The 23,335-nt window shown below is 52.4% G+C and carries 20 protein-coding genes and 1 pseudogene; 7 read left to right on the forward strand and 14 right to left on the reverse strand.

What is annotated here, in order from left to right; genetic code table 11:
• Positions 1-61 precede the first annotated feature (61 nt).
• From lpxA to rpsB, 14 genes and pseudogenes are all read right to left on the reverse strand, one after another.
• A complete protein-coding gene (gene lpxA / locus ACJJIQ_RS13245; RefSeq protein WP_444896539.1) occupies positions 62-841 on the reverse strand; it encodes an acyl-ACP--UDP-N-acetylglucosamine O-acyltransferase in 780 nt (259 codons plus the stop codon).
• 106 nt (positions 842-947) lie between these two features.
• The gene (gene fabZ / locus ACJJIQ_RS13250; RefSeq protein ID WP_108734005.1) at positions 948-1,388 is read right to left on the reverse strand and encodes a 3-hydroxyacyl-ACP dehydratase FabZ; all 441 of its coding nucleotides are present in this window, start codon (positions 1,386-1,388) and stop codon (positions 948-950) included.
• A 78-nt stretch (positions 1,389-1,466) separates the two neighbouring features.
• Positions 1,467-2,528, reverse strand: a complete 1,062-nt coding sequence (gene lpxD / locus ACJJIQ_RS13255) for a UDP-3-O-(3-hydroxymyristoyl)glucosamine N-acyltransferase (RefSeq protein ID WP_445362142.1) — start codon at positions 2,526-2,528, stop codon at positions 1,467-1,469.
• A 14-nt stretch (positions 2,529-2,542) separates the two neighbouring features.
• Positions 2,543-3,058: an OmpH/Skp family outer membrane protein gene (locus ACJJIQ_RS13260; RefSeq protein ID WP_413662813.1), complete on the reverse strand. Its 516-nt coding sequence runs from the start codon at positions 3,056-3,058 to the stop codon at positions 2,543-2,545.
• Positions 3,059-3,126: 68 nt separating this feature from the next.
• Complete coding sequence (gene bamA / locus ACJJIQ_RS13265) at positions 3,127-5,706, reverse strand: outer membrane protein assembly factor BamA (RefSeq protein WP_444914366.1); 2,580 nt, start codon at positions 5,704-5,706, stop codon at positions 3,127-3,129.
• A 61-nt stretch (positions 5,707-5,767) separates the two neighbouring features.
• Positions 5,768-7,045 (reverse strand): annotated as a pseudogene (gene bamA, locus ACJJIQ_RS13270) (outer membrane protein assembly factor BamA); the annotation flags it as partial.
• Positions 7,046-7,156: 111 nt separating this feature from the next.
• Complete coding sequence (gene rseP / locus ACJJIQ_RS13275) at positions 7,157-8,512, reverse strand: RIP metalloprotease RseP (protein ID WP_282933671.1); 1,356 nt, start codon at positions 8,510-8,512, stop codon at positions 7,157-7,159.
• A gap of 60 nt (positions 8,513-8,572) precedes the next feature.
• Positions 8,573-9,757, reverse strand: coding sequence for a 1-deoxy-D-xylulose-5-phosphate reductoisomerase (gene ispC, locus ACJJIQ_RS13280; RefSeq protein WP_445362143.1), 1,185 nt, complete (start codon positions 9,755-9,757; stop codon positions 8,573-8,575).
• A 109-nt stretch (positions 9,758-9,866) separates the two neighbouring features.
• Complete coding sequence (locus tag ACJJIQ_RS13285; RefSeq protein WP_445362144.1) at positions 9,867-10,712, reverse strand: phosphatidate cytidylyltransferase; 846 nt, start codon at positions 10,710-10,712, stop codon at positions 9,867-9,869.
• A gap of 122 nt (positions 10,713-10,834) precedes the next feature.
• Positions 10,835-11,590 carry a polyprenyl diphosphate synthase gene (uppS, locus tag ACJJIQ_RS13290; RefSeq protein ID WP_445362145.1) on the reverse strand — a complete coding sequence of 252 codons (756 nt, stop codon included), beginning with the start codon at positions 11,588-11,590 and terminating at the stop codon, positions 10,835-10,837.
• Positions 11,590-12,147: a ribosome recycling factor gene (gene frr, locus ACJJIQ_RS13295; protein WP_282933674.1), complete on the reverse strand. Its 558-nt coding sequence runs from the start codon at positions 12,145-12,147 to the stop codon at positions 11,590-11,592. The genes uppS and frr overlap by 1 nt, the downstream gene beginning before the upstream one ends.
• Entirely contained in the window at positions 12,144-12,881 is a 738-nt protein-coding gene (pyrH, locus tag ACJJIQ_RS13300; RefSeq protein ID WP_282933675.1) for a UMP kinase, read from the reverse strand. The genes frr and pyrH overlap by 4 nt, the downstream gene beginning before the upstream one ends.
• Positions 12,882-13,043: 162 nt before the next feature.
• Positions 13,044-13,907, reverse strand: a complete 864-nt coding sequence (gene tsf / locus ACJJIQ_RS13305; protein WP_108734016.1) for a translation elongation factor Ts — start codon at positions 13,905-13,907, stop codon at positions 13,044-13,046.
• A gap of 113 nt (positions 13,908-14,020) precedes the next feature.
• Complete coding sequence (gene rpsB, locus ACJJIQ_RS13310; RefSeq protein ID WP_282933677.1) at positions 14,021-14,767, reverse strand: 30S ribosomal protein S2; 747 nt, start codon at positions 14,765-14,767, stop codon at positions 14,021-14,023.
• Positions 14,768-15,090: 323 nt separating this feature from the next.
• On the opposite strand from rpsB, the gene map reads away from it, so the two are divergent.
• The 7 genes from map (at position 15,091) to dapE (ending at position 23,264) form a co-directional block, all read left to right on the forward strand.
• Complete coding sequence (gene map, locus ACJJIQ_RS13315; RefSeq protein WP_282933678.1) at positions 15,091-15,861, forward strand: type I methionyl aminopeptidase; 771 nt, start codon at positions 15,091-15,093, stop codon at positions 15,859-15,861.
• 122 nt (positions 15,862-15,983) lie between these two features.
• Entirely contained in the window at positions 15,984-18,689 is a 2,706-nt protein-coding gene (locus ACJJIQ_RS13320; protein WP_445362146.1) for a [protein-PII] uridylyltransferase, read from the forward strand.
• Between the two features lie 31 nt (positions 18,690-18,720).
• Positions 18,721-19,893 carry a succinyldiaminopimelate transaminase gene (gene dapC / locus ACJJIQ_RS13325; protein ID WP_445362147.1) on the forward strand — a complete coding sequence of 391 codons (1,173 nt, stop codon included), beginning with the start codon at positions 18,721-18,723 and terminating at the stop codon, positions 19,891-19,893.
• A gap of 74 nt (positions 19,894-19,967) precedes the next feature.
• Positions 19,968-20,636, forward strand: a complete 669-nt coding sequence (nth, locus tag ACJJIQ_RS13330) for an endonuclease III (RefSeq protein WP_413662821.1) — start codon at positions 19,968-19,970, stop codon at positions 20,634-20,636.
• Between the two features lie 2 nt (positions 20,637-20,638).
• A complete protein-coding gene (locus ACJJIQ_RS13335; protein WP_108734022.1) occupies positions 20,639-20,983 on the forward strand; it encodes an ArsC family reductase in 345 nt (114 codons plus the stop codon).
• Between the two features lie 21 nt (positions 20,984-21,004).
• On the forward strand, positions 21,005-22,036 hold the full coding sequence (dapD, locus tag ACJJIQ_RS13340; RefSeq protein ID WP_444893179.1) for a 2,3,4,5-tetrahydropyridine-2,6-dicarboxylate N-succinyltransferase: 1,032 nt from the start codon (positions 21,005-21,007) through the stop codon (positions 22,034-22,036).
• 94 nt (positions 22,037-22,130) lie between these two features.
• Entirely contained in the window at positions 22,131-23,264 is a 1,134-nt protein-coding gene (gene dapE, locus ACJJIQ_RS13345) for a succinyl-diaminopimelate desuccinylase (RefSeq protein ID WP_444893178.1), read from the forward strand.
• The last annotated feature ends 71 nt before the right edge of the window (positions 23,265-23,335 follow it).

Below are 23,335 nucleotides of genomic sequence, written 5' to 3' on the forward strand. Positions count from 1 at the left end.
TAAATGGGAGTTGCATAAAGTGCAATCGGAACCGCACAAAACAGCTCCAAAGAGAAGTGAATTAGCGAACAATGCCGCGGGTGGAAGATTGCAAAGACTCTATCCACGGCTGAATAACTGGAGATTGTTCGCGCAACTCCATCAAGGCCTGCAGCGCCTCTTGCATAGTGAGACCGCGACGATAAACGGTCTTGTAAGCTTTATTGATCAGGGCAATATCTTCTCTAGAAAAGCCCCGCCTGCGCAGCCCTTCCGAGTTAATGGTCTTTGCTTCAGCAGGGTTCCCGGCAACCATAACATAAGCAGGAACATCTTTACCGATAGCAGCGCCCATTCCCAGGAAAGCATGCTCCCCCACAGTACAGTTCTGGTGAACCAAACTATAACCACTCAGAATCGCCCAGTCCTTAACAACAACATGACCGGCCAAACCACAGTTATTCACCATAATAGTGTGATTACCAACAACACTATCGTGGCCAATATGGGCATAGGCCATGATCAGGTTTTCGTCACCAATAGTGGTCTCACCTCGGTCCTGAACGGTACCACGGTGGATCGTAACCCCCTCGCGAATCACGTTATTGTCGCCAATAACGAGTGTCGTCTCTTCACCACGATACTTTTTGTCCGGGGTATCCTGCCCTACGGAAGCAAACTGGTAGATTCGGTTGTTCTTCCCCAGTTTGGTCGGCCCACTAAGCACCACATGAGAGGCAATATCACAGCCATCACCTATCTCTACGCCGGCTCCAACAATGGTGTAAGCACCAATACTCACCCCGGAACCAATTACTGCCGTAGAGTCGACAATAGCTGTAGGGTGGATACTTGTCTGCATTCTGGGATCTACTCCTCGGCATTAATCGTACTGGGTAACCTGTACCCTTAAAAACAAAGGCTACCCGGAAAATCCTGAATCTAACTCTCCAGCGAGCTTTACAGAATTACTGAACCTTTTTGACGGCACATAGGATATCAACAGAAGCTGCCAGCTCGCCATCAACACTGGCTTTACAAGCGAATTTCCAGATATTTCTGCGAACAGATACCGCTTCAGACTCGAGCTCAAGGCGATCACCCGGGATCACCTGACGCTTAAAGCGCGCCTTATCAACCCCACCGAACAGATACAGATATCCATCTTCCGGTTTTTTACCAAACGTTTTAAAGCCGAGGATTCCCGAGACCTGGGCCAGGGCTTCAACAATCATCACTCCCGGGAAAATAGGCATTTCCGGAAAGTGGCCATTAAAAACTTCTTCATTTCCAGAAATGTTTTTATAGCCTTTTATATACTTCCCTTCTTCGAGTTCTACTACACGATCCACCAACAAAAAAGGATAACGGTGCGGCAGATACTCGCGAATTTCACGTACATCCATCATTCCAAATGCCCCCAGAAACCACTTCGGGGCGTAAAACGCCCCGAAAACAACAAAGCCAAATTAATTAATAACTAAAGTTCAATCGTCTGTCCCACTCTTTTGGGACAGTGCCTGAACCTGTTTTTCCAAATCTTTCAATCTGCGCGCCATTTGATCCAACTGACCAAAACGCACAGCATTACGACGCCAGGTAGAACTATCGGCAAAGGATAGCGCTCCAGAGTAGCTACCAGTATCCTTTATCGACTTAGTAACAAACGTGTTACCCGACACCTGACTGCCATCTGCAATCGTTATGTGCCCGTTAATACGGCTACAGCCACCGAGAAGACAATGCTTCCCTATCTCAGCACTACCGGCAATTACGGCACACCCGGCTATGGCCGTGTAGTCACCAATCTTCACATTGTGCGCGATTTGGACCAGATTGTCGATCTTGACTCCTCGCCCAATCACCGTATCACCCAAAGCTCCACGGTCTATACAGGTATTGGCTCCAATTTCCACATCTTCGCCAATTTGCACTCCACCAAGCTGGTGAATTTTCACCCAGCTGCCTTTATTAGGCGCAAACCCGAAGCCATCGGCTCCAATAACCGTCTGGCTGTGAATAATACCGTGTGCACCGATAGAGCAGTTATGATGAAAAACAACGCCGGCATACAGGCGTGTTCCTGCACCGACTAAACTGCCCTCGCCAACATAGCAGTTAGCACCAACAATCGCTCCAGGCTCCAATTTTGCGTAGGCCTCGACCACAGAGCCGGGCCCCACACTGACACCAGCACCAATCTCTGCCGTGGGGTGAACCACTGCAGAGGCGTGAATACCAATAGGTGCTTCAGGAGTTGTATCGAACAGGGCTGTTGCTTGAGCAAAGGCCAAGTAGGGGTCCGCAACACATAAGGCCGTTACCGGGCACTCTTCAACAAACTCTTCCGATACCAGCACTGCGGCAGCTTTGGTCGTTTTCAGAAAGCGTCGATAATTAGGGCTTGCGAGGAAAGCCAAGTGCTCTGCACCGGCATCCTGCAGTGTATTTAAACCCTGAACTTTTTGATTGGAATCTGAACCGGGCGCCAACCGCAAGTCGGCCCCCAGCTCTTGCGCCAACTGGGCAAGAGAAAAGCTATCTTTCATATAAGACTATCGACTTACTTGGCTGCGTTCATACGCTTAACAACAGCCTCTGTCAGGTCGACGCTAGGACTTACATAGTAGGCAGTATTGGAATCCAGCACTACGTCAAGCTTCTGCTCTTTAATCAGTGCGTCCAGGGCATCCCTAGCCTTTGGCCCCATAGAAGCCTGGATCTCTTGACCCACTTGAGCTTCCATTGCACGCAATTTTTTCACCGTTGTCTCAAAATCTGAGCGCTGGAAATTCATCTTGCGCTGGTACTCAGTCTTCTGCTCATCGGACCAGGTCACACTGTTTTTCTTGGCATCTTCAGCCATTTTTTGCAGCTCAGAACGAATTGACTCGGCACTGCTCTGCAGCTTCGAATATTCAGAGCTGGTCTTCAAGGAGTTAACCTTGGTTTTAGCTGCATCTGTGCTCATGATCGCAGCTTGTAGGTTAAGTACCGCAACCTTGGTTTGCGCCAGCGCTGCGCCGGACAAGGTCATACCTGCAAGTAATACTGCAACAATTTTTACATTCTTAAGCACGTCGGTCTCTCCAATAGATTTTATTTTAATTGCGCTGATATACGCCTAATTCATTTTATCTGACAAATTTAGAAGCTGTTACCCAGGGTGAACTGGAATACTTCCACATCGTCATCTTCATTTTTCTTAAGGGCTTTCGCCAAGCTGAATGTCAGCGGACCAAAACCGGTAATCCAGGTCAAGCCAATCCCCGCAGAGACATTCATCTTACCAAAGTCCACATCGTAACAGTTGATTTGGGTATCACTACAGCTGGTATCAAACACATTACCCGCGTCAACAAAGAAAGCGGTTTGTAAGGAACGCTGATCTTTAACAAAGGGCAGCGGGAAAATGACTTCCGCACTACCCTCAACTAGAATATTCCCACCAAATGGATCAGCATCTCCATAAGTAGATGTCACTAGGTTCCCGTCATCATCAACCAGATAGCAACTCTGCGTTATGCTCTCTCCATCGGTCGCACAAGGAGCGAGGGTGGAACTGAAACCATCGGGGTCATAGTAAGGCCCTAGTATTTCTGCAGGAGTTGAGCGAGGCCCCAAAGTATTGCGCTCAAAGCCCCTCACAGACCCAAAACCACCAGCATAGAAGTTCTTAAAGAACGGTAGCTCATCAAGGTCTCCGAAACCATCACCATATCCTAAACGCGTTCGCAAGCGTAAGGTCAGGCTTTTAGTCAATGGACGGAAATACTGCCCAGTGTAAACAAGCTTGTAGTACTCCAGGTCACTCCCAGGCACACTGAGTTCCAGAGAAAGATTTTGCGAAGCACCTCGAGTTGCTAAAATCCCCCTATTTAAAGTTGATCGCGCATAAGATGCCGTGAGACTTAAACTGTTAAAGGCATCTCCATAGCGATCAATAAAACCATCTGGAGTGGGAAATAGATCATCAGTTAATGACATTGCCAGATCATTAGCTATACCATCTTGCCAATCATCAAAAATTTCATCAGCGTCAGCATCGGTAATAACACCGGTCACACCATCAATTGGCTCAGGTGTTGTGGAAATCTCCTGCACAGAACTACTTGAAGCTGTTAGTTCCAAGTGGTTGAAATTAATATTCAATCCGAGACGGGAAATTTCTGACATCGGGTAACCAAAGCTAACGCCACCACCATAAGTCGTGGTGTTGTAGTCAGAAAGGTTAACTTCGGAGTAATCATTCTCTGTGTAGAAGACATTAAAACCACGGCTCACACCATCCGGTGTGAAGTAAGGGTCAAGGTAAGAGAAGTTCACAGAAGTCTGGTAGGTGGAGGCATTCATCCCAATACCTACAGATTTACCGGTGCCTAACCAGTTATTTTCCTGGATATTAGCTCCCAGTACCAAGCCACTGCTCTGGGCCCAGCCAATTGTGCCGCCGATAGAACCTGAAGGCTGCTCTTCAACCGTGTATTCGACATCAATCTGGTCAGAAGTACCCGGTACTTCTGAGGTTTCCACCTCAACTTCTTTAAAGTAGCCCAGGCGCTCAAGGCGGACTTTTGACTGCTCTATACGGGCAGAGGAAGCAGAAGCTGACTCCATCTGACGCATCTCGCGGCGCAAAACCTCATCTGTAGTGCGAGTATTACCCCGGAAATTAATTCGGCGAACATAAGCCCGCTTGCCGGGGTTGATAAAGAAGGTAATTTTTACCGTTTTCTCTTCTTTATTGGGCTCGGGGATACCATTAACCTCAGCAAAGGTATAGCCCTCATTCCCCAGGCGCTTGGTAATATAATCCGAGGTTGTTGTCATGCGAACCTGGGAGAAGGTCTGCCCTTCCCGCACCAGTAGCAAGCGCTTAACTTCTTCCTCTGGAACTACAGGATCACCGGCCAGGTCCACTTCACTAATGGTGTAAACATCGCCTTCATATACATTGACGGTGATAAATACACTCTCTTTATCCGGACTCAGGGAAACCTGGGTGGAATCAATTTTAAAATCCAGGTACCCACGATCCAGGTAATAGGATTCGAGACGCTCCAGGTCGCCGGTCAATTTCTCTCGGGAATACTTGTCATCACTGCGCAACCACGACAACCAGCCGGTGGTTTGCAGCTCAAAAATCTCTCCAAGCTCTTCATCGGAGAACGCTTTATTGCCGACAATATTGATGTGCTTAATTGCGGCTACTGAGCCTTCATCAACAATTACGCGAAGCTCAACCTGGTTGCGCGGCAACTCTTTTACTTCAGTTTTAACACTGGCGTCATAGCGTCCCTGGCCAACATATTGACGCTGCAGCTCCTGAGCCAACCCCTCAAGGGTTGCGCGCTTGAAGATCTGCCCCTCTGAAAGGCCATTCTCCTGCATGCCTTTCAACAAGTCTTCTGTTGCAATCGCCTTGTTACCCGTAATTTCAATCTTGGAAATTGCAGGTCGCTCGCGCACAGTGATAACCAGGACACCATTCTCCTGGCCAATTTGAATATCCTCAAAGTAACCAGTGCGAAACAGCGCCCGAGTGGCACTCTGAATTTCCAGAGTCTCCACCTCATCCCCCACTCGCACAGGGAGAGCTGAGAATACGGTACCGGCAGAGACGCGCTGCAGCCCTTCCACACGGATGTCATCAACTACAAATGACTGTGCTAAAGCACTGAGAGGCAGTGCCAGACTAAGAGAAGCCGCTTTCAGGAAATGTTTCATCTACTAATTCCAGGTGTTTTTATTCGCAATCCAGGAGTTACAGCGCCAACTAGCGCCCCGCTCCCCCAGAATCAGAGGGTTGCCCCTCTACCATGTAATCAACATCGGGCCGGTCTGAGGTGCCGGACACCTTAGTTGTTTCAACTTTCACTACCTTCAAGTATCCAAGGCGCTCAAGACGCACTTTGGATTGCTCTATACGCGCAGAGGAAGCCAAAGCTGACTCCATCTGGCGCAGTTCACGCCGCAAGACTTCATCTGCGGTGCGAGTGTTCCCGCGAAAACTAATACGTCGCACATAAGTGCGCTTTCCCGGATCAATAAAGAAGGTAATTTTTACTGTACTCTCGTCTTCATTGGCCTCAGGAACACCATTCACTTCGGCAAAAGCGTAACCTTTGTTGCCCAAGCGTTTAGCAATATAGTCTGAAGTGGTCGTCACCCTCGCTTGGGAAAACCGCTGACCTTCTCGCACCAATAGCAGGCGGTTGATTTCCTCCTCCGCTACTATCGGGTTTCCAGCAATTTCCACCTCACTAACCGTGTAAACACCACCCTCAACCACGTTAATAGTAATGAATACACTCTTCTTGTCCGGCCCTAGAGATACCTGAGCCGAATCAATCTGGAAACCAAGATATCCACGATCCAGGTAATAGGACTTTAAGCGCTCCAAATCACCAGTGAGTTTCTCACTAGAATACTTATCATCGCTGCGCAACCAAGAGAGCCAGCCAGTAGTTTTAAGCTCAAAAATCTCTTCCAGCTCTTTATCAGAAAAGGCTCGATTTCCTACGATATTAATATGTTTTATCGCAGCAACAGCCCCTTCATCGACAGCAACCCGTAGTTCAACCTGGTTGCGTGGCAGCTCCTTGAGCTCCGCTTTAACACTGGCGCCATATCGACCCTGCGCCACGTACTGGCGTTCAAACTCCTGGGTCAACCCCCTGAGGGTCGAACGCTTTAGGATCTGGCCTTCGGCGAGACCGTATTCCTTCATCGCCTTCAGTAGATCCTCAGTGGCAATCGCCTTGTTCCCGGATATATCTATCTTTGATATAGCCGGTCGTTCTCTCACGGTAATAACAAGAACGCTGTTTTCGTGGCCAATCTGAATATCTTCAAAAAAACCAGTGCGAAACAATACTCGGGTTGCATCCTGAATCTCGCCAGGCTCAACTTCGTCGCCTACCCGAATCGGAAGCGCTGAAAAAACTGTACCTGCAGAAACCCGCTGTAACCCGTCTACTCGGATATCGCTGAGAACGAACGACTGTGCCAAAGCGCTGAGAGGCAGCACCAGGCCCAGAAAGATCGCTTTCAGCAAATACTTCATACCGCTTCCGAGTCGCTTTTACTCACAACACAATCGTGCCAAGACAAAACGTCTCACACGTATAAAAATCTCACTCACATTATCAGCCCGGAAAAAAGCCAATCCAGGGCACTACAAACGTAAAATATCGTTGTACAGAGCCAACCCCATAATGCAGAGCACCAGGGCCATGCCCACCTGTAAACCAATCACCTGCACCCTCTCTGACACAGGGGACCCCTTGATCGCCTCAATACCGTAGTAAAGGAGGTGACCACCATCGAGTACCGGGATAGGCAACAGATTGAGTACACCAAGACTAATACTGAGCAACGCCAGCAATGACAGGAAAGACTGCCATCCCGCTTCCGCGGAAGTACCCGCCACTTTAGCAATGGTAATGGGGCCACTCAAGTTTTTGGTCGAAAGTTGACCAAATAATAGTTTCTTCAAACTATTCAGGGTAAAGACTGTTTTATCCCAGGTCTCCTGCAAGCCCTTTACTAAAGCGCCGCCCACCCCATAGTGGTAAATCCGTACTCGATCATCCGGCCAAGTCTCTGATACCGGCTGCACTCCGACCTGCCCTATGGTTTCACCGCTGTCCAGCTTGATCTCCGCCGGTGTTACGGACACCGTCAGCGGTTCGCCTCCACGCTCGACAGTGATATCCATTGGAACACCAGCGCGGGCTCTCACATAATCGGTCCAGCTTTGAAAAGATGAAAAGTCACGGCCATCGGTCGAGACAATCTTGTCTCCAGCCTTTAGTCCAGCTGAGGCTGCCGGGCTTCCCTCCACCACATTATGAAGAGTCATACTCACCGGTGGAGTCCAGAGCTGCAGTCCAATCTCCCCGAGCGGATCGGGAACTTCACGGCCGGCAAGCCAGCGATTGATATCCGCCACCATATGGTATTCGAGGTTGGAATCCGGATAGCGCACAGAGAATTCTATGGTGCCACTATCACCCAGGCGGTTTGCCAGGCGCCAATTGAGGGCCTGCCAAGTAGGGGTAGCCTCACCATCAACAGCAACAATTTCCTGCCCGGACTCAAGGCCTGCCGACGCAGCAATACTCCCGGGCTCAACGGATTTCACAATAGGAACCGGTCCCGCTGTTCCACCGAGGAACACAGCCCAGAAAAAGACTACCGCCAAAAGAAAGTTAGCGGCAGGGCCGGCAGCGGCAATCGCCATCCTCGCCCATACGCTCTTGCGGTTAAACGCCTGATCCAGCTCTTCAGCCGCTACAGGCCCCTCGCGCTCATCGAGCATTTTTACGTAACCACCGAGGGGGATAGCGGAAATAGTGAATTCGGTACCGTGGCGATCATAGCGGGAGATCAACCGGCGGCCGAACCCCACAGAAAAGCGTAGCACCTTAACACCACATAGACGTGCTACAAGAAAGTGCCCAAACTCGTGGAAAGATACCAGTACACCGAGAGCCACCAAGGCCCAGATTACCGTCTGAATTAGATCCATACTCAGCTACAACTTCTTGTCATACGCAATTTAGCGGCCATTATACGCCGGGCAATGTGTTTAGAGGGCGGCAAGCGCCTGCTTGGCCAGTTCTCGCGCATTGAAATCAATGGCTTCGACTGCCTCGAGCCCCGACAGTTCAACAACGGGAGCCCTATTCATCACTTTTTCTATCACCAATGCAATATCAGTAAATGCTAAACGCCCCTCCAAGAAGGCTTCTACTGCAATTTCATTCGCTGCATTTAAGACTGTTGGAGCACTTTTTCCCTCATTTACAGCCTCTCGCGCCAAACGCAGACAAGGAAAACGATTAAAATCCGGGGCCTCAAAATCCAGCCTGCCTTGCGCAATCAGGTCCAAAGCTGGCACCCCTGCATCAATGCGCTGGGGAAAAGCCAGGGCATGGGCAATAGGCGTGCGCATATCCGGATTACCCATCTGCGCCAGTAAAGAGCCATCCCGGTACTGTACCATCGAGTGAATAATACTCTGGGGGTGCACGACTATCTCAATCTGCTCAGGGCGCGCATTAAACAAATAGCACGCTTCTATAAATTCGAGCCCTTTATTCATCATTGTGGCGGAGTCAACAGAAATCTTCCGGCCCATCGACCAATTGGGGTGTGCACAAGCTTCATCCGGCGTCACCGCCCCCAACTCATTCGCAGCCCGTGTGCGAAATGGCCCGCCCGAACCCGTAAGCAGTATTTTTTCCACGCCCGCAGCTTCGAGATCCTCACAGGGGAATGGCAAACATTGAAAGATTGCATTGTGCTCACTATCAATCGGCAATAGTTGCGCACCACTCTTATTCAAGGCCCTCTGAAATATTGGGCCCGCCATAACAAGCGCCTCCTTGTTCGCCAGCAACACTTTCTTGCCCGCGTCTGCTGCCGCCAAGGTTGGGCGTAATCCCGCAGCTCCTACGATCGCCGCCATGACTGTATCGACCTGAGTATCGGAGGCAACACGACACAAGCCCTCCACCCCACTGAGGACTTCCGTATCCACTTCATCGCCAAGCAGTACTCGCAACTCTTCAGCTCGCGCCTCATCGACAACAACAGCATATTGAGGATTAAACCTCCGACACTGCTGAGCAAGGTCGGCAACCCTTTCACGGGCGGTAAGGGCAAAAACAGAATATTTTTCCGGGTGTCGCGCCAACACATCCAGGGTGCTCACGCCGATCGAACCAGTGGAGCCGAGAACGGTAATTTGTTGCGGGGGAATTACTTGCATAGGCCCTTTTCGTACCTCTGATAGCAATATTGCTGCCACCAAACAATTGCACGCCCAGCATTAAGCTGGGCGCTAGCGAATAAAACACAAAGCTGGAGCGGAAACGCCTCTACAAGTATTTCGGCAGCTCGCTCGCTAGTGCGGCCATCGTAAACACTGGAAGAGCCGCGGAAAGGCTATCTATCCGATCGAGGATGCCACCGTGCCCCGGTAACATATGACTACTGTCCTTAATCCCTCTGTGCCTCTTAAACATGCTCTCCACCAGGTCCCCAATAACTGAAGCCAGTGCAGTAACCAAGACACCAAAAGTGAACAAGACAGTATTTTTCAGTGGAAGCTCAAATAGGTAGGAAGTTACGAGGGCCAAAATCAAGCAAGCACCCAAGCCACCGAAAAAGCCCTCCCAGGACTTGCCCGGACTAACTTCTCTAGCCAACTTCCGCCTACCAAACTTGCGGCCGACAAAATAAGCACCGACATCCGCCGCTGCAACGATCGCCACCACATAAAGAACCAGCCAGGCGCCGTGATCCAAGCCCCGCAAAACTACCAGTGACAACCAGGTTGGAACTAACACAACAAGGCCTATCAGGCCGCGTACCCACCGGTTGCCCCACAGAGCAGCACTGGACGGGTAGCTCTGCACCCACAAGAAAGCGAGCGCCCACCAACCACAGGCCACGGCCAGAATCTGGCGGCCGCGATCGATATCTGGATCATCAAAATTCATTGAAAAGACGTATTGAGCCGTGACCATTAGGGTTAACCCCAATGCGGCCAAAAAAACGAAGCGCAAGGCTCGATTCAAATTCGAGAGGTTGGCCCACTCCCAGCCCGCCAGCAAGATAACCGCCACAAATATCAGTGAAAACCACTGCATTGGAAGTAAAAACAATACCCCCATAAACAGTGCCAATAGCACCAAAGCAGTAATTATTCTTTGTTTTAGCACCGCAAACCCCTTTGTTAGTAACTTGACCACTCTGTCTGGATACTCTGTACAGATCAAGAGCGTGTCGGCAAAGATTTCCAACCAATTTGTATAGCAAGCCTGGCGCCGCAGACTTGCCCGGATCACGCCTGAGCGATCGCGTCATCCCCCTCCGCGCGACCGCCGAAGCGGCGATCACGTAACTCATATTCTGCGATAGCCTTATCCAGTTCGGCTTCGTCAAAGTCGGGCCAAAGCGTATCAGTAAAATAGAATTCACTGTAAGCGGCCTGCCAGAGGATAAAGTTGCTAATACGCTGCTCACCGCTGGAGCGGATCAAAAGGTCTACCGGCGGCAGATCTTGAAGTTGTACGTATTCGCCAAGTCCATCCTCAGTAATCGACTCTGGGGAGCGCGTGCCATCGGCAACCTCTTGAGCCAATCTGCGGGCCGCCTGGGCAATATCCCAGCGCCCGCCGTAATCAGCCGCAATTATCAGGTCGCCCTCAGTCCCTTCGCGGGTGATATCTTCCGCTTCGGCTATAGCGCGCTGCAAGCGAGGAGAAAATCGGTCCCGTCGACCAATAACTCTCAGGCGAACCCCCTCCTCCCGCATCCGCCGGGCCTCTTTGCGCAAATAGGAGTTAAACAGGCTCATCAGCAGCTCGACCTCCTTCGGGGGGCGCTGCCAATTCTCGCTGGAGAAGGCGAACAGAGTAAGCGCTTTAACACCGCGGGCTTTACAAGCTGAAAGCAGGTCGCGGATACGCTCGACACCGGCCTTGTGGCCGGCTGAAGGGGAAAGGCCCTTGCGGGCAGCCCAGCGCCCATTGCCATCCATAATAATGGCGATGTGACGTGGGCCGGGAGCATTTAGCTCGGTACCACCGATGCTCATTAAATTTCCATCAGATCTTTTTCTTTCGCTGCCAATGCTTTATCCACATCAGCGACAAACTGATCGGTAATTTTTTGAATGTCGTCACTTGCGCGGCGCTCATCGTCCTCAGAAATTTCCTTATCCTTGACCAGTGACTTCACGTCCGCCAGCGCATCGCGACGAATATTGCGAATGGAAACCCGCGCGGTCTCTGCCTCACTTTTTGCCTGACGAGTGAAGTTCTTGCGGGTCTCTTCGGTCAGCATAGGCATTGGAATACGGATAACCGCACCAGCTGTGCTGGGGTTGAGGCCCAAATCGGACTTCATAATGGCCTTTTCGATATCCGGGACCAGGTTTTTCTCCCAGGGAGTTACGGAGAGAGTGCGCGCATCCTCAACAGTAACATTGGCAACCTGAGATAACGGAGTATCAGAACCGTAATAGGAGACGTGGATGCCATCGAGAATACTCGGGTGTGCACGGCCGGTGCGAATCTTGTTGAAATTTCCAGCCAGGGCATCAAGTGCCTTACCCATACGAGCTTTCGCGTCTGTTTTTATATCTTCAATCACGATTTCACTTCCTCTTCAATTAAGGTGCCTTCCACGCCGCCAACCACAATATTCAACAGCGCCCCGCTTTTATCCATGCGGAATACACGTACAGGCATATTGTGCTCGCGACACAGGCAGATAGCGGTCAAATCCATCACGCCGAGCTTCTTGTCGAGAACCTCATCGTAAGTCAACTGGTCATAGCGAGTTGCTGTCGGGTCGAGCTTGGGATCAGCAGAGTAGACGCCATCGACCTTGGTGGCCTTCAGAACCAGCTCAGCCTCAATTTCGATACCGCGCAGGCAAGCTGCAGAATCAGTGGTAAAGAAAGGGTTGCCGGTACCGGCAGCAAAAATCAGAACTTCGCCACGCTCCAGGTAGCGAATAGCCGCACGGCGATCGTAGTGATCGACAATACCGCTCATTTGAATCGAGGACATCACTCTCGAGGAGATGTCAGATCTTTCCAGGGCATCGCGTAGCGCCAAGGCATTCATCACCGTAGCGAGCATCCCCATGTGGTCACCAGTAACACGATCGAGGCCGGCCGCACTCAGCGCAGCGCCACGGAACAGGTTACCACCGCCAACAACCAGGCCCACCTGGACCCCGATACCAACCAGCTGCCCAATCTCCAGGGCCATTTTGTCCAGCACCTTGGGACTGATACCGAAACCCTGATCACCCATCAGCTCTTCGCCGCTGAGCTTTAACAAAATTCTCTTATACTTGCGGTCTTTAATACCGGGCATTCGTTAGTCCCCTTCAATGTACCTGTTAGTGGCCAGGCCTTGCCGCTGAACATTACAACAATTTCAGTCATTTACACAGAGGGGTGCTCCGCTGTAGGTAAGAAACCCCAGCGGAAGCACCCCACTGCGATTGAGCGCCCGAGGGCACCCAATAATATGCGATTAAGAAGAGGATTTAACCTGGGCCGCAACTTCCGCTGCGAAATCCACCTCTTCCTTCTCGATACCTTCACCCACTTCGTAGCGAACAAAGGAAACCACATCGGCACCGGCATCTTTAACCAGTTTGCCAATGCTTACGTCCGGGTTCTTAACGAAAGGCTGCTCTACCAAGCTGTTCTCCTTCAGGAACTTCTTGATTCGACCGCCCATCATTTTCTCTACGATTTCAGCCGGCTTGCCTTCCATATCCGGCTGAGCCTTGATGATGTCCTTTTCTTTTTCCAGGACGTCAGCAGGCATATCTTCCGGCTTGTTCACCTGCGGGTTAACTGCAGTCACGTGCATGGCAACATCTTTGGCCAGCTCGACCTCTCCACCGCTCAGAGCTACCAGGGCAGCGATGCGGTTGTTGGAGTGAACATAAGCACCTACAACTGGAGCTTCAACCAGCTCGATACGACGCACGCCGATGTTCTCACCGATTTTCTGAACCAGAGCTTCACGAGCAGTTTCCAGCTCGCCTTCCATCAGGGCAGCTACGTCTTGCTGGCGATCGGCAAATGCCTTCTCCACAACCTTGGCAACAAACGCCTGGAAGTTTTCATCGCGAGCAACGAAGTCAGTCTCGGAGTTCACTTCAACCAGTACGCCGTAGCTGCCATCTTCTGCAACTTTAGCGGCAACAACGCCGTCAGCAGCGGTGCGGCCAGCTTTCTTAGCGGCCTTCAGGCCGGAGGCTTTGCGCAGGTCTTCAATCGCCTTTTCGATGTCGCCATCAGCAGCCGTCAGAGCTTTCTTACACTCCATCATCGGCAGGCCGGTGCGCTCGCGCAGTTCTTTTACCATAGACGCGGTAATCGCCATGATTCAATCCTCGGGGTTCTGTCACTAAAAATTAGAAAAAAGGGGCCGTAATTCGGGCCCCTTTTTGAGTTCGCAGTGTAAAACGACTGTGTTACACCACTTAGCCCTGCAAATTACTCTGCAGCGGCTTCGTCATCGTTAGCTTCGACGTACTCGTCCTTCGCAACGGTGTTACCAGCTTCTGCAGCACCAGCAAGTACTGCGTCGGCTACAGCTGTGGTGTACAGCTTGATTGCGCGGATAGCGTCGTCGTTACCGGGGATCACGTAATCAACACCAGCGGGATCGCTGTTGGTGTCGACAACACCGATTACGGGGATACCCAGCTTGTTAGCTTCCTGGATAGCGATGCGCTCGTGCTCAACGTCGATTACGAAGATCGCGTCAGGCAGGCCACCCATATCCTTGATACCACCGATGGAGCGCTCAAGCTTATCCATGGCACGGGTACGCATTAGAGCTTCTTTCTTGGTCAGCTTCTCGAAAGTACCGTCCTGAGACTGGGCTTCCAGCTCACGGAAACGCTTGATGGAAGCGCGGATGGTTTTGTAGTTGGTGAGCATACCACCCAGCCAGCGGTTGCTGACATAAGGCTGGCCACAACGCTCTGCCTGCTCTTTGATAGACTTCTGTGCAGCACGCTTGGTACCAACAAACATAATCTTTTTCTTTTGAGCAGTCATACCCTTGATGATCTGCAGGGCTTCGTTGAAAGCCGGTACAGTGTGCTCAAGGTTGATGATGTGAATCTTGTTGCGGGCACCAAAGATGAATTGACCCATCTTCGGGTTCCAGTAGCGGGTCTGGTGACCAAAGTGAACACCAGCCTGCAGCATATCGCGCATACTTACTTGCGGCATAATAAACCTCTATATACGGGTTAGTCCTCCACGTATCCCATGCGTCAACCCCTTTCAGGGCACCCAGACACATGTGTCGATGCGTGTGCGGCTTTTACTCGCCCAGGGAGTATCCCCAGGCGGCGCGCTTTATACCACAAGTGCACCCCATAGTGAAGAACTGGCACCGATTTCGCGCAAATGATCACGCCTCAATGCTATTGGCGGGACGCCTGAGCCATCCTTGCGCCAATAGCGGCAAAATGTGTCCTACAGCCAGCAATCCGCTACAATAGCCCGCCTCTTGGGCGCTACCCGCCCCAACCCAGAAACAAAGGATACGCATGACCTCAGCCATTAAGACCCCAGAACAAATCGCCAAGATGCGCACCGCAGGCCGCCTCGCCGCAGAGGTGCTGGAAATGATTGGCGAGTATGTCGTTCCAGGAGTCACTACCGAAGAACTGGATCGACGCTGCCACGAACACATCGTGAAGGTACAGAAAGCGATCCCGGCCTGCCTCGGTTATCGCGGCTTCCCAAAGTCTATTTGCACCTCCGTTAACGAAGTGGTCTGTCACGGCATCCCCTCCGAGAGCAAAATTCTCAAAAAGGGCGACATCATCAATATCGATGTAACTGTGATCAAAGATGGCTGGTACGGTGACACCAGCAAGATGTTCTTTGCCGGCAAGCCCGCCGCCCACGCTGAACGCCTGGTACAAATCACCCAGGAGTGCATGTACAAGGCCATCGAAATTGTCCGCCCCGGCACTACCCTCGGCGATATTGGCCACGTCATCCAGCAGCACGCTGAGAAAAACTATTACTCAGTGGTACGCGACTTCTGCGGACACGGCATCGGCGACGTCTTCCATGAAGACCCACAAATTCTTCACTACGGTCAGCCGGGAACTGGGGAAGTACTCAAAGAGGGTATGACCTTCACCATTGAACCCATGATTAACGCAGGCAAAGCGGCCACGCGAGTGTTGGGAGATGGCTGGACTGCGGTAACCAAGGACCGCCGCCTCTCCGCCCAATGGGAACACACCATGGCTGTGACTAGCGACGGCGTAGAAGTGCTCACAGCACGCAGCGAGGAGAACTTCTAAAGCCGTACTGACGGGCCGCGAGGAATAAGTGCATTACTCGCGGCACTACAGTAGCGGATCTCCGCAAACCGAACCCAAGCCGCTCCCCACCTGCGGCAGCCCAAGAGCCAAACGGACTTCCCATGCAGCCGGTCAGCCCTCCCTATTTTGAACGCCCCCTGTTTTTCTTTGATCAGTCCCGTTTTCGCAGGGATTTAAGCTCCGGCGGCAAACCCACTCTGGAGATATTCAAAGATGCTGTCGGCGCAGCCGAACGGCAAATGGCAGAGCGTTTTCGCGAGGGAGAGGACGTTGTCACGCTGGTACACGAGCGAGCCTTGTTTATAGACTGCCTTCTGCATTACGCCTGGCACCAGTTTGAGTGGAGAGACGATATAGGGCTTCTCGCTGTGGGCGGCTACGGGCGCGGAGAGCTACACCCCCACTCCGATATCGATTTACTCATCCTCTCCAGCGATCACCCAACCCCGGATACCATCGACAACATAGAGCGCCTGGTGGCCTTTTTATGGGACCTGGGCTTGGATATCGGCCACTCCGTACGAAATATCGAGGAGTGCCTGGAGTTGGCCGCGAAGGACATCACCGTGGCCACCAACCTCACCGAATCCCGCACAGTTGTCGGCGACAGTACTGTTGGCGAGCAGCTAACTGCGCAAATGGAACACAAAAGGCTCTGGCCCACCGAAGAATTCTTCAAGGCCAAGCTCGCCGAACAGAAAAAGCGGCACAGCAACCAGCAAGCTGCTGAATATATTCTTGAGCCCAATATTAAGAACTCTCCCGGGGGCCTGCGGGATATCCAGACAATTGCCTGGGTTGCCAAATATTTTTTCCAAGTGCGCACCCTGAAGCAACTGCAGGGCAAGGCATTTTTTACCGAGGAAGAGTTCGCCATATTACAGTCCGGGGAAACCTTCCTCTGGCGTGTGCGCTACGGCTTGCACCTGCTCGCCGGCCGCGCGGAAGAGCGACTGCTGTTTGACTACCAAAGAGAACTGGCGAAGCAATTCGGTTATGTGGATAGCGACACCCAGCTCGCCGTTGAGCAGTTTATGCACAACTACTACCGCATCGTGATGGCACTGCAGGAATTGAACGATGTACTTCTCCAATATCTCGGCGAAGCCATCCTTCAGCGCAAAGGCAGCCAACTGGTCATTCCGCTAAATGAGCGATTCCAGCTGCGCGACGGCAATATTGAGGTTACCCACCCCCAGGTATTTAACCAGGAGCCCTCGGCCCTGCTCGAGATCTTCGTGCTGATGGCCAACAACCCGGATATTAGCGGAGTACGGGCCTCCACCATCCGCCTGATTCGCGAGCACCGACACCTGATCGACGACCAGTTCCGCGCAGATCCGAAAAATACCCAGTTGTTTATGCAGCTGCTTCGCTCCCCCCGGGGCTTGTCGACCCAACTATCCCGAATGACCCGCTACCGCATTCTCGGGCGATACCTACCAGAATTTGGGCAGGTAACCGGGCAAATGCAGCACGACTTATTCCATATCTACACCGTGGATGCCCACACCTTGCAAGTTGTGCGCAATATGCGCAGCTTCCGGAGCCCCGAGGCGCGGGAAAAATTCCCGATTGCAGCGGAAATTCTCGAGCGCATGCGCCAACCGGAACTGCTGTATATCGCCGGCCTCTACCACGATATCGCCAAAGGGCGCGGTGGCGACCACTCCAAGCTGGGCGTTGTGGATGCAGCGGAATTCTGCCAGCGCCACCACCTGCCCGCCCGCGACCGGCGTCTGGTTTGCTGGCTTGTAGAAAAGCATCTATTGATGAGCCAGGTTTCTCAGAAGCAGGACATCAGTGATCCCGAAGTCGTGCACGCATTCGCCCGCGAGATGGGTGACCGCGAACACCTGGACTACCTGTACGCCCTCACTGTCGCAGATATCAATGCCACCAACCCGGAGCTCTGGAACAGCTGGCGGGCCAGTTTGATGCGCCAGCTCTACCAGGCCACCCGGCACGCCCTGCGCCGAGGCCTGGAAAACCCCATCGACCGAGAAGAAATCATCGAGGAAACCCGCTGCCAGGCAATGGAAAAACTGGACGCTATGGGACTTCCGCAAGCTTCGGTGGAAAATATCTGGGCACAAATGGGGGATGACTATTTTGTTCGCGAAACTGCTGACAATATCACTTGGCACACTTCAGCCATCCACGAACTGCACAGCAGCCCTGACACCAGCCAAAAAGACACCCTGGTTTTAACGCGAAACTCGGGGCCCGGCGAGCACGATGGCGCTACCCAGGTTTTTGTCTACACGCCTGATAGAGCCAACGTATTTGCCGCAGCGGTTACCGGGCTGGATATGCTCAACCTGAACGTTCACGATGCGCGCCTGTACAATTCTGCCTCTGGTTATACGCTGGATACTTTTTACGTGCTGGATGAAGCGGGCCAACCGCTACTGGACGAACCCCAGCGCCTAGCGCAGATTCGCGACACTCTACAGCAGGAATTGGCCCTGGTTGAGGACTACTCAAAGATCATTCAGCGACGTACGCCCCGCCGCCTTAAAATGTTTGAATTGAAGAGCCAGGCTCATCTCTCCACTGAGCCCGGCGATCATTACAGCACCCTGGAAATTACCAGTGCCGACAGACCCGGCTTGCTGGCCCGCATCGCGCGTATTTTTATTTCCCACGATCTGCGCCTGCACAATGCAAAAATTTCGACACTCGGCGAACGAGTCGAAGATATTTTTCACATTACCGACGCCGAGGGATCACCACTTACCGACATCGAGGCCAACGGCGCACTGGAAAAAGCCATTTGCCTGGAACTGAACAACCAAGACGCCTAACCGAAAAAACGCCCGAGGCCCGCTCACGACCATGAACCCAAATCTGGAACAGCTGCAGCTCTATCCATTTACCAAGCTGCAAGCCCTGAAAGAGGGCCTCCAAGCGGCGGACAAGCCGCATATTGCACTGTCCATCGGTGAGCCCAAGCATGCGCCACCGGAGTTTGTCAGTGCAGAGCTTGTTCGACACCTGGACAAGCTTGCCGCCTACCCACTGACCAAGGGAATAGAGCCCCTGCGGCAGGCGATCGCCAATTGGCTGCGCCAGCGTTTTCAGCTATCCAATGTGAGCGCAGATAGCCAGGTCCTGCCGGTGAACGGGACCCGGGAAGCACTTTTTGCATTCGCCCAGGCGACCGTTTCCGCAGGCAGCAAAGTCCTGATGCCCAATCCCTTCTACCAGATCTATGAGGGCGCGGCCCTTCTCGCCGGGGCGCAGCCGCACTTTATTAACTGTGTAGCAGAAAACCAATTCAAACCAGATTTCACCTCGGTGCCGGAATCGGTTTGGCAGCAATGCGAATTGCTTTACCTCTGCTCTCCCGGCAACCCCACCGGCGCTCTTCTCGAAGCTGAAGATTTTAAACAGCTGATAGAGAAGGCAGACCGCTACGATTTCACCATCGCCTCCGATGAATGTTATTCGGAGCTGTATTTTGACGAGTCATCACCGCCGGTAGGATTATTACAGGCCTGCGAGGAAATGGGGCGAACAGACTTTCGTCGCTGTGTAGTATTCCACAGCCTATCAAAGCGCTCTAATCTACCCGGGCTTCGTTCGGGCTTCGTCGCCGGTGATGCCGATCTGCTGCAAAAGTTTTTGCTCTATCGAACTTACCACGGCTGCGCCATGCCGCTGCCCAATCAATATGCTTCGATCGCAGCCTGGCAGGATGAGGAACACGTCCGCCAGAATCGCGCGCTTTACAGTGAAAAGTTTTCTTCAGTTCTCGAAATTCTCGACGGCTGCCTAGAGGTACAACAGCCACAGGCAAGCTTTTATCTATGGCCCAAGGTCGAGGATGGTGAGCGTTTTGCTAGGGAACTCTATGAGGCGCAAAATATCACGGTACTTCCCGGTGCATTTCTCGCCCGCGATAGCATCGGCTTGAACCCCGGTCGCGAGTATGTGCGTCTGGCACTGGTAGCGACACTGCAAGAGTGCATCGACGCTGCGCACCGCATAAAGGCATTTTGCAGGTAAGGCCAACTCACTTTTCAAGAACAACTGACAACTCGAGCACATACAGGAACCCCACGCCCAGGCATACCTTAACAATGGCAGTAAAAAATCTACTCAAGCAAGAGCGCGTCACTTATATTTTGCAGCGCCTGGAGGAACTCTACCCGGAAACTCCCGTTCCTCTCGATCACAAAGACTCCTATACCCTGTTGGTTGCGGTACTCCTATCCGCTCAATGCACCGATGAGCGGGTCAACCAGATAACCCCAGCGCTCTGGCAGCTGGCAGACAACCCCAGGGATATGGCGCAGGTCCCAGTAGAGGAGATCCAAAAAGTCATTCGCCCCTGTGGCCTCTCACCGCAAAAATCCAAAGCCATCAGCAAGCTCTCGCAGATCCTGATCAACGAATACCATGGCGAAGTGCCCGAGAATATGGCCGCGCTGGAGACCCTGCCCGGGGTCGGACACAAGACGGCGAGCGTGGTTATGTCACAGGCTTTTGGGCACCCGGCGTTTCCCGTCGATACCCACATTCACAGATTGGCCCAGCGCTGGGGCCTGACGAATGGCAAAAATGTCACCCAGACGGAAAAAGACTTGAAGCGACTGTTCCCAAGAGACAAGTGGAATAAATTGCACCTGCAGATTATTTTCTACGGTCGCGAGTTCTGCTCTGCGCGGGGCTGCGACGGCACCGTCTGTGAAATCTGCACAACCTGCTACCCCAACCGTAAAAACCCCAAGAAAACCAAAAAGGCGTAACCGTGATTACTCTGTACGGCATTAAAAACTGTGACACCGTAAAAAAAGCCCGCAAATGGCTGGAGAAAAATGGAGTCGATTATCGCTTTCACGATTTTCGCGTAGACGGCATGGAAGATGTCCCCCTTCAAGCATGGCTGGATAAATTTGGCTGGCAAGAGGTCCTAAATCGCCGCTCAACGAGCTGGCGTGAACTGAGCGATGAACAGAAAAACGAAATGGACAATGCACTCGCCTTAGATCTGGCCAGTGCGACCCCTACCTTAATCAAACGCCCGGTCACCACCACCTCAAAGGAAACCCTTTTCGGTTTTAAAGAGGCGACCTTCGAACAACTGCAAAGCTAGTCGAATTAGGAGATAACCACCATGAGCAATATTTACAGCATCGGTTTTGGTGTCGGCACCTGTAACAGCAAGGGCGACTGGCTCGAAGTTTACTATCCCAAACCCCTGTTTAAACCCAGTGCAGAAATCGCTAACGCGGTTACTGAAACGCTCGGCGTGGCAGAGGGAAATCACAGCCTGCCTCTGGACTCCACCCAGCTACAGAAATTAGCCGATGCTCTCCACAGTGCAGGCGCCGCTGACCAGGCGGAAATCCTGCAGCAATTTGCCAATTCCCAAAGACCACTCGCAGTAGTTATTTTGGCTACTGACGAAGCCCCGCAGTCAGTGCCCGAGGCCTACCTGAAGCTACATCTTCTATCCCACCGTCTGGTAAAACCCCATGAGACCAAACTCGATGGTATTTTTGGCAAGCTGGTTAATGTCGCTTGGACCAACCAGGGGGCCATCGATCTCGAGGAATTACCGCAGCGACAACTGGATGCAAGGCTCAAAGGTGAGTACCTGGATGTCTCCTGCGTGGATAAATTCCCCAAAATGACCAACTACGTAGTACCGGCTGGGGTTCGTATCGCACACACCGCTCGAGTGCGCCTGGGCGCATACCTTGGGGAAGGCACCACAATCATGCACGAGGGCTTTGTTAACTTTAATGCTGGCACCGAAGGGCCCGGCATGATTGAAGGCCGTATTTCCGCCGGGGTATTTGTCGGCGCCGGTTCCGATCTCGGTGGCAGCAGCTCCACCATGGGCACGCTTTCCGGCGGCGGAAATATCGTTATCTCGGTAGGCGATAACTGCCTGCTCGGCGCTAATGCCGGCATCGGCATTCCCCTTGGCGACCGCTGCACAGTAGAGGCTGGGCTCTACATTACAGCTGGAACCAAAATCGCCCTGTTGGATGACAGCGGCAAGCTGGTAGAGCACATCAAGGCCAGAGACCTGGCCGGAAAATCCGATTTACTATTCCGCCGCAACTCCACTAATGGTGCAGTGGAATGTCTCACCAACAAGAGTGCTATCGAGCTCAATGAAGCTCTACACAGCAATTAAAATTGCACAGTGCGGAACTTCGGTTCCGCACTGCTGCATCCCACCCCTCTAGCCGCTTCTTTGCGACCCATCTCCCTATACAAGGAAAGCCCAAGTGACTCCCACCCTCCAACTCGCTTTCGACCTGATTCGCCGCCGCTCTGTCACCCCAGAAGATGCGGGGTGTATGGACCTTATGATCCAGCGCCTGGAAAAAATAGGATTCCAGGTAACAAAATTGCGCAGAGACGACACCGATAATTTTTGGGCTGTACGCGATGGCTCTAGTGAAGGCTCCCTACTCGCCTTTGCCGGACACACCGATGTCGTACCCACAGGCCCAGAAGAAAACTGGAGCTGCCCCCCCTTCGAGCCTGAAATTCGCGACGGTTTTCTATATGGCCGCGGTGCGGCGGACATGAAGGGTTCCCTGGCAGCCATGGTGGTTGCCTGTGAGGAGTTCATTGCGGCACACCCAGACCACAGTGGTCGCATAGCATTTCTGATCACCAGCGACGAAGAGGGCCCCGCAACAAACGGCACCGTTAAGGTTGTCGAGTGGCTCGAGGAACAGGGAGAAAAGATTGACTGCTGTATCGTCGGCGAGCCATCCAGTAGTGAACGGGTTGGCGATATTATTAAAAATGGGCGCAGGGGCTCACTCGGCCTGGAACTAAAAGTTCTCGGCACCCAAGGCCATGTAGCCTACCCTCACTTGGCCGAGAATCCGATTCATACCCTGGCCCCTGCTCTCGCTGAACTCGCTGCCGAAGAGTGGGACCAGGGGAACGAATTCTTCCCCGCAACCAGCTTCCAGGTTTCAAATATCAATGGAGGCACCGGCGCAACCAATGTTATTCCCGGCGAAGTGGATTTACTCTGCAACTGGCGTTTTTCCACTGAATTAACCGCCGAAGACCTTGAGACTCGGGCCCGCGCAATTATGGATAAACACAATCTCAAGTATGAGGCGAATTTTAAATTATCCGGATTGCCTTTTCTCACTGCCGCAGGCCCACTGGTTCGGGCAACTCAGCAGGCAATTCTCACCATCACTGGGGAAAAAACGGAGCTATCGACCGCCGGCGGCACTTCCGATGGCCGTTTTATTGCCCCTACCGGAGCCCAGGTCGTAGAACTGGGACCGGTAAATGCCACTATCCATAAAGTAGACGAAAGGGTTGAGGCCGACCACTTGGATATCCTTAAAGATATTTATCGGGAAGTCTTAAAAGAGTTACTCACTTAAATTAATCCGACTCAACCTAGAGGCTCATAAAGGCGAAAGCTCAAAGTATTCTTTTGAGAGGCCCCGGCTTT

Source organism: Microbulbifer maximicatervae (SeqCode) (genome assembly GCF_052468295.1).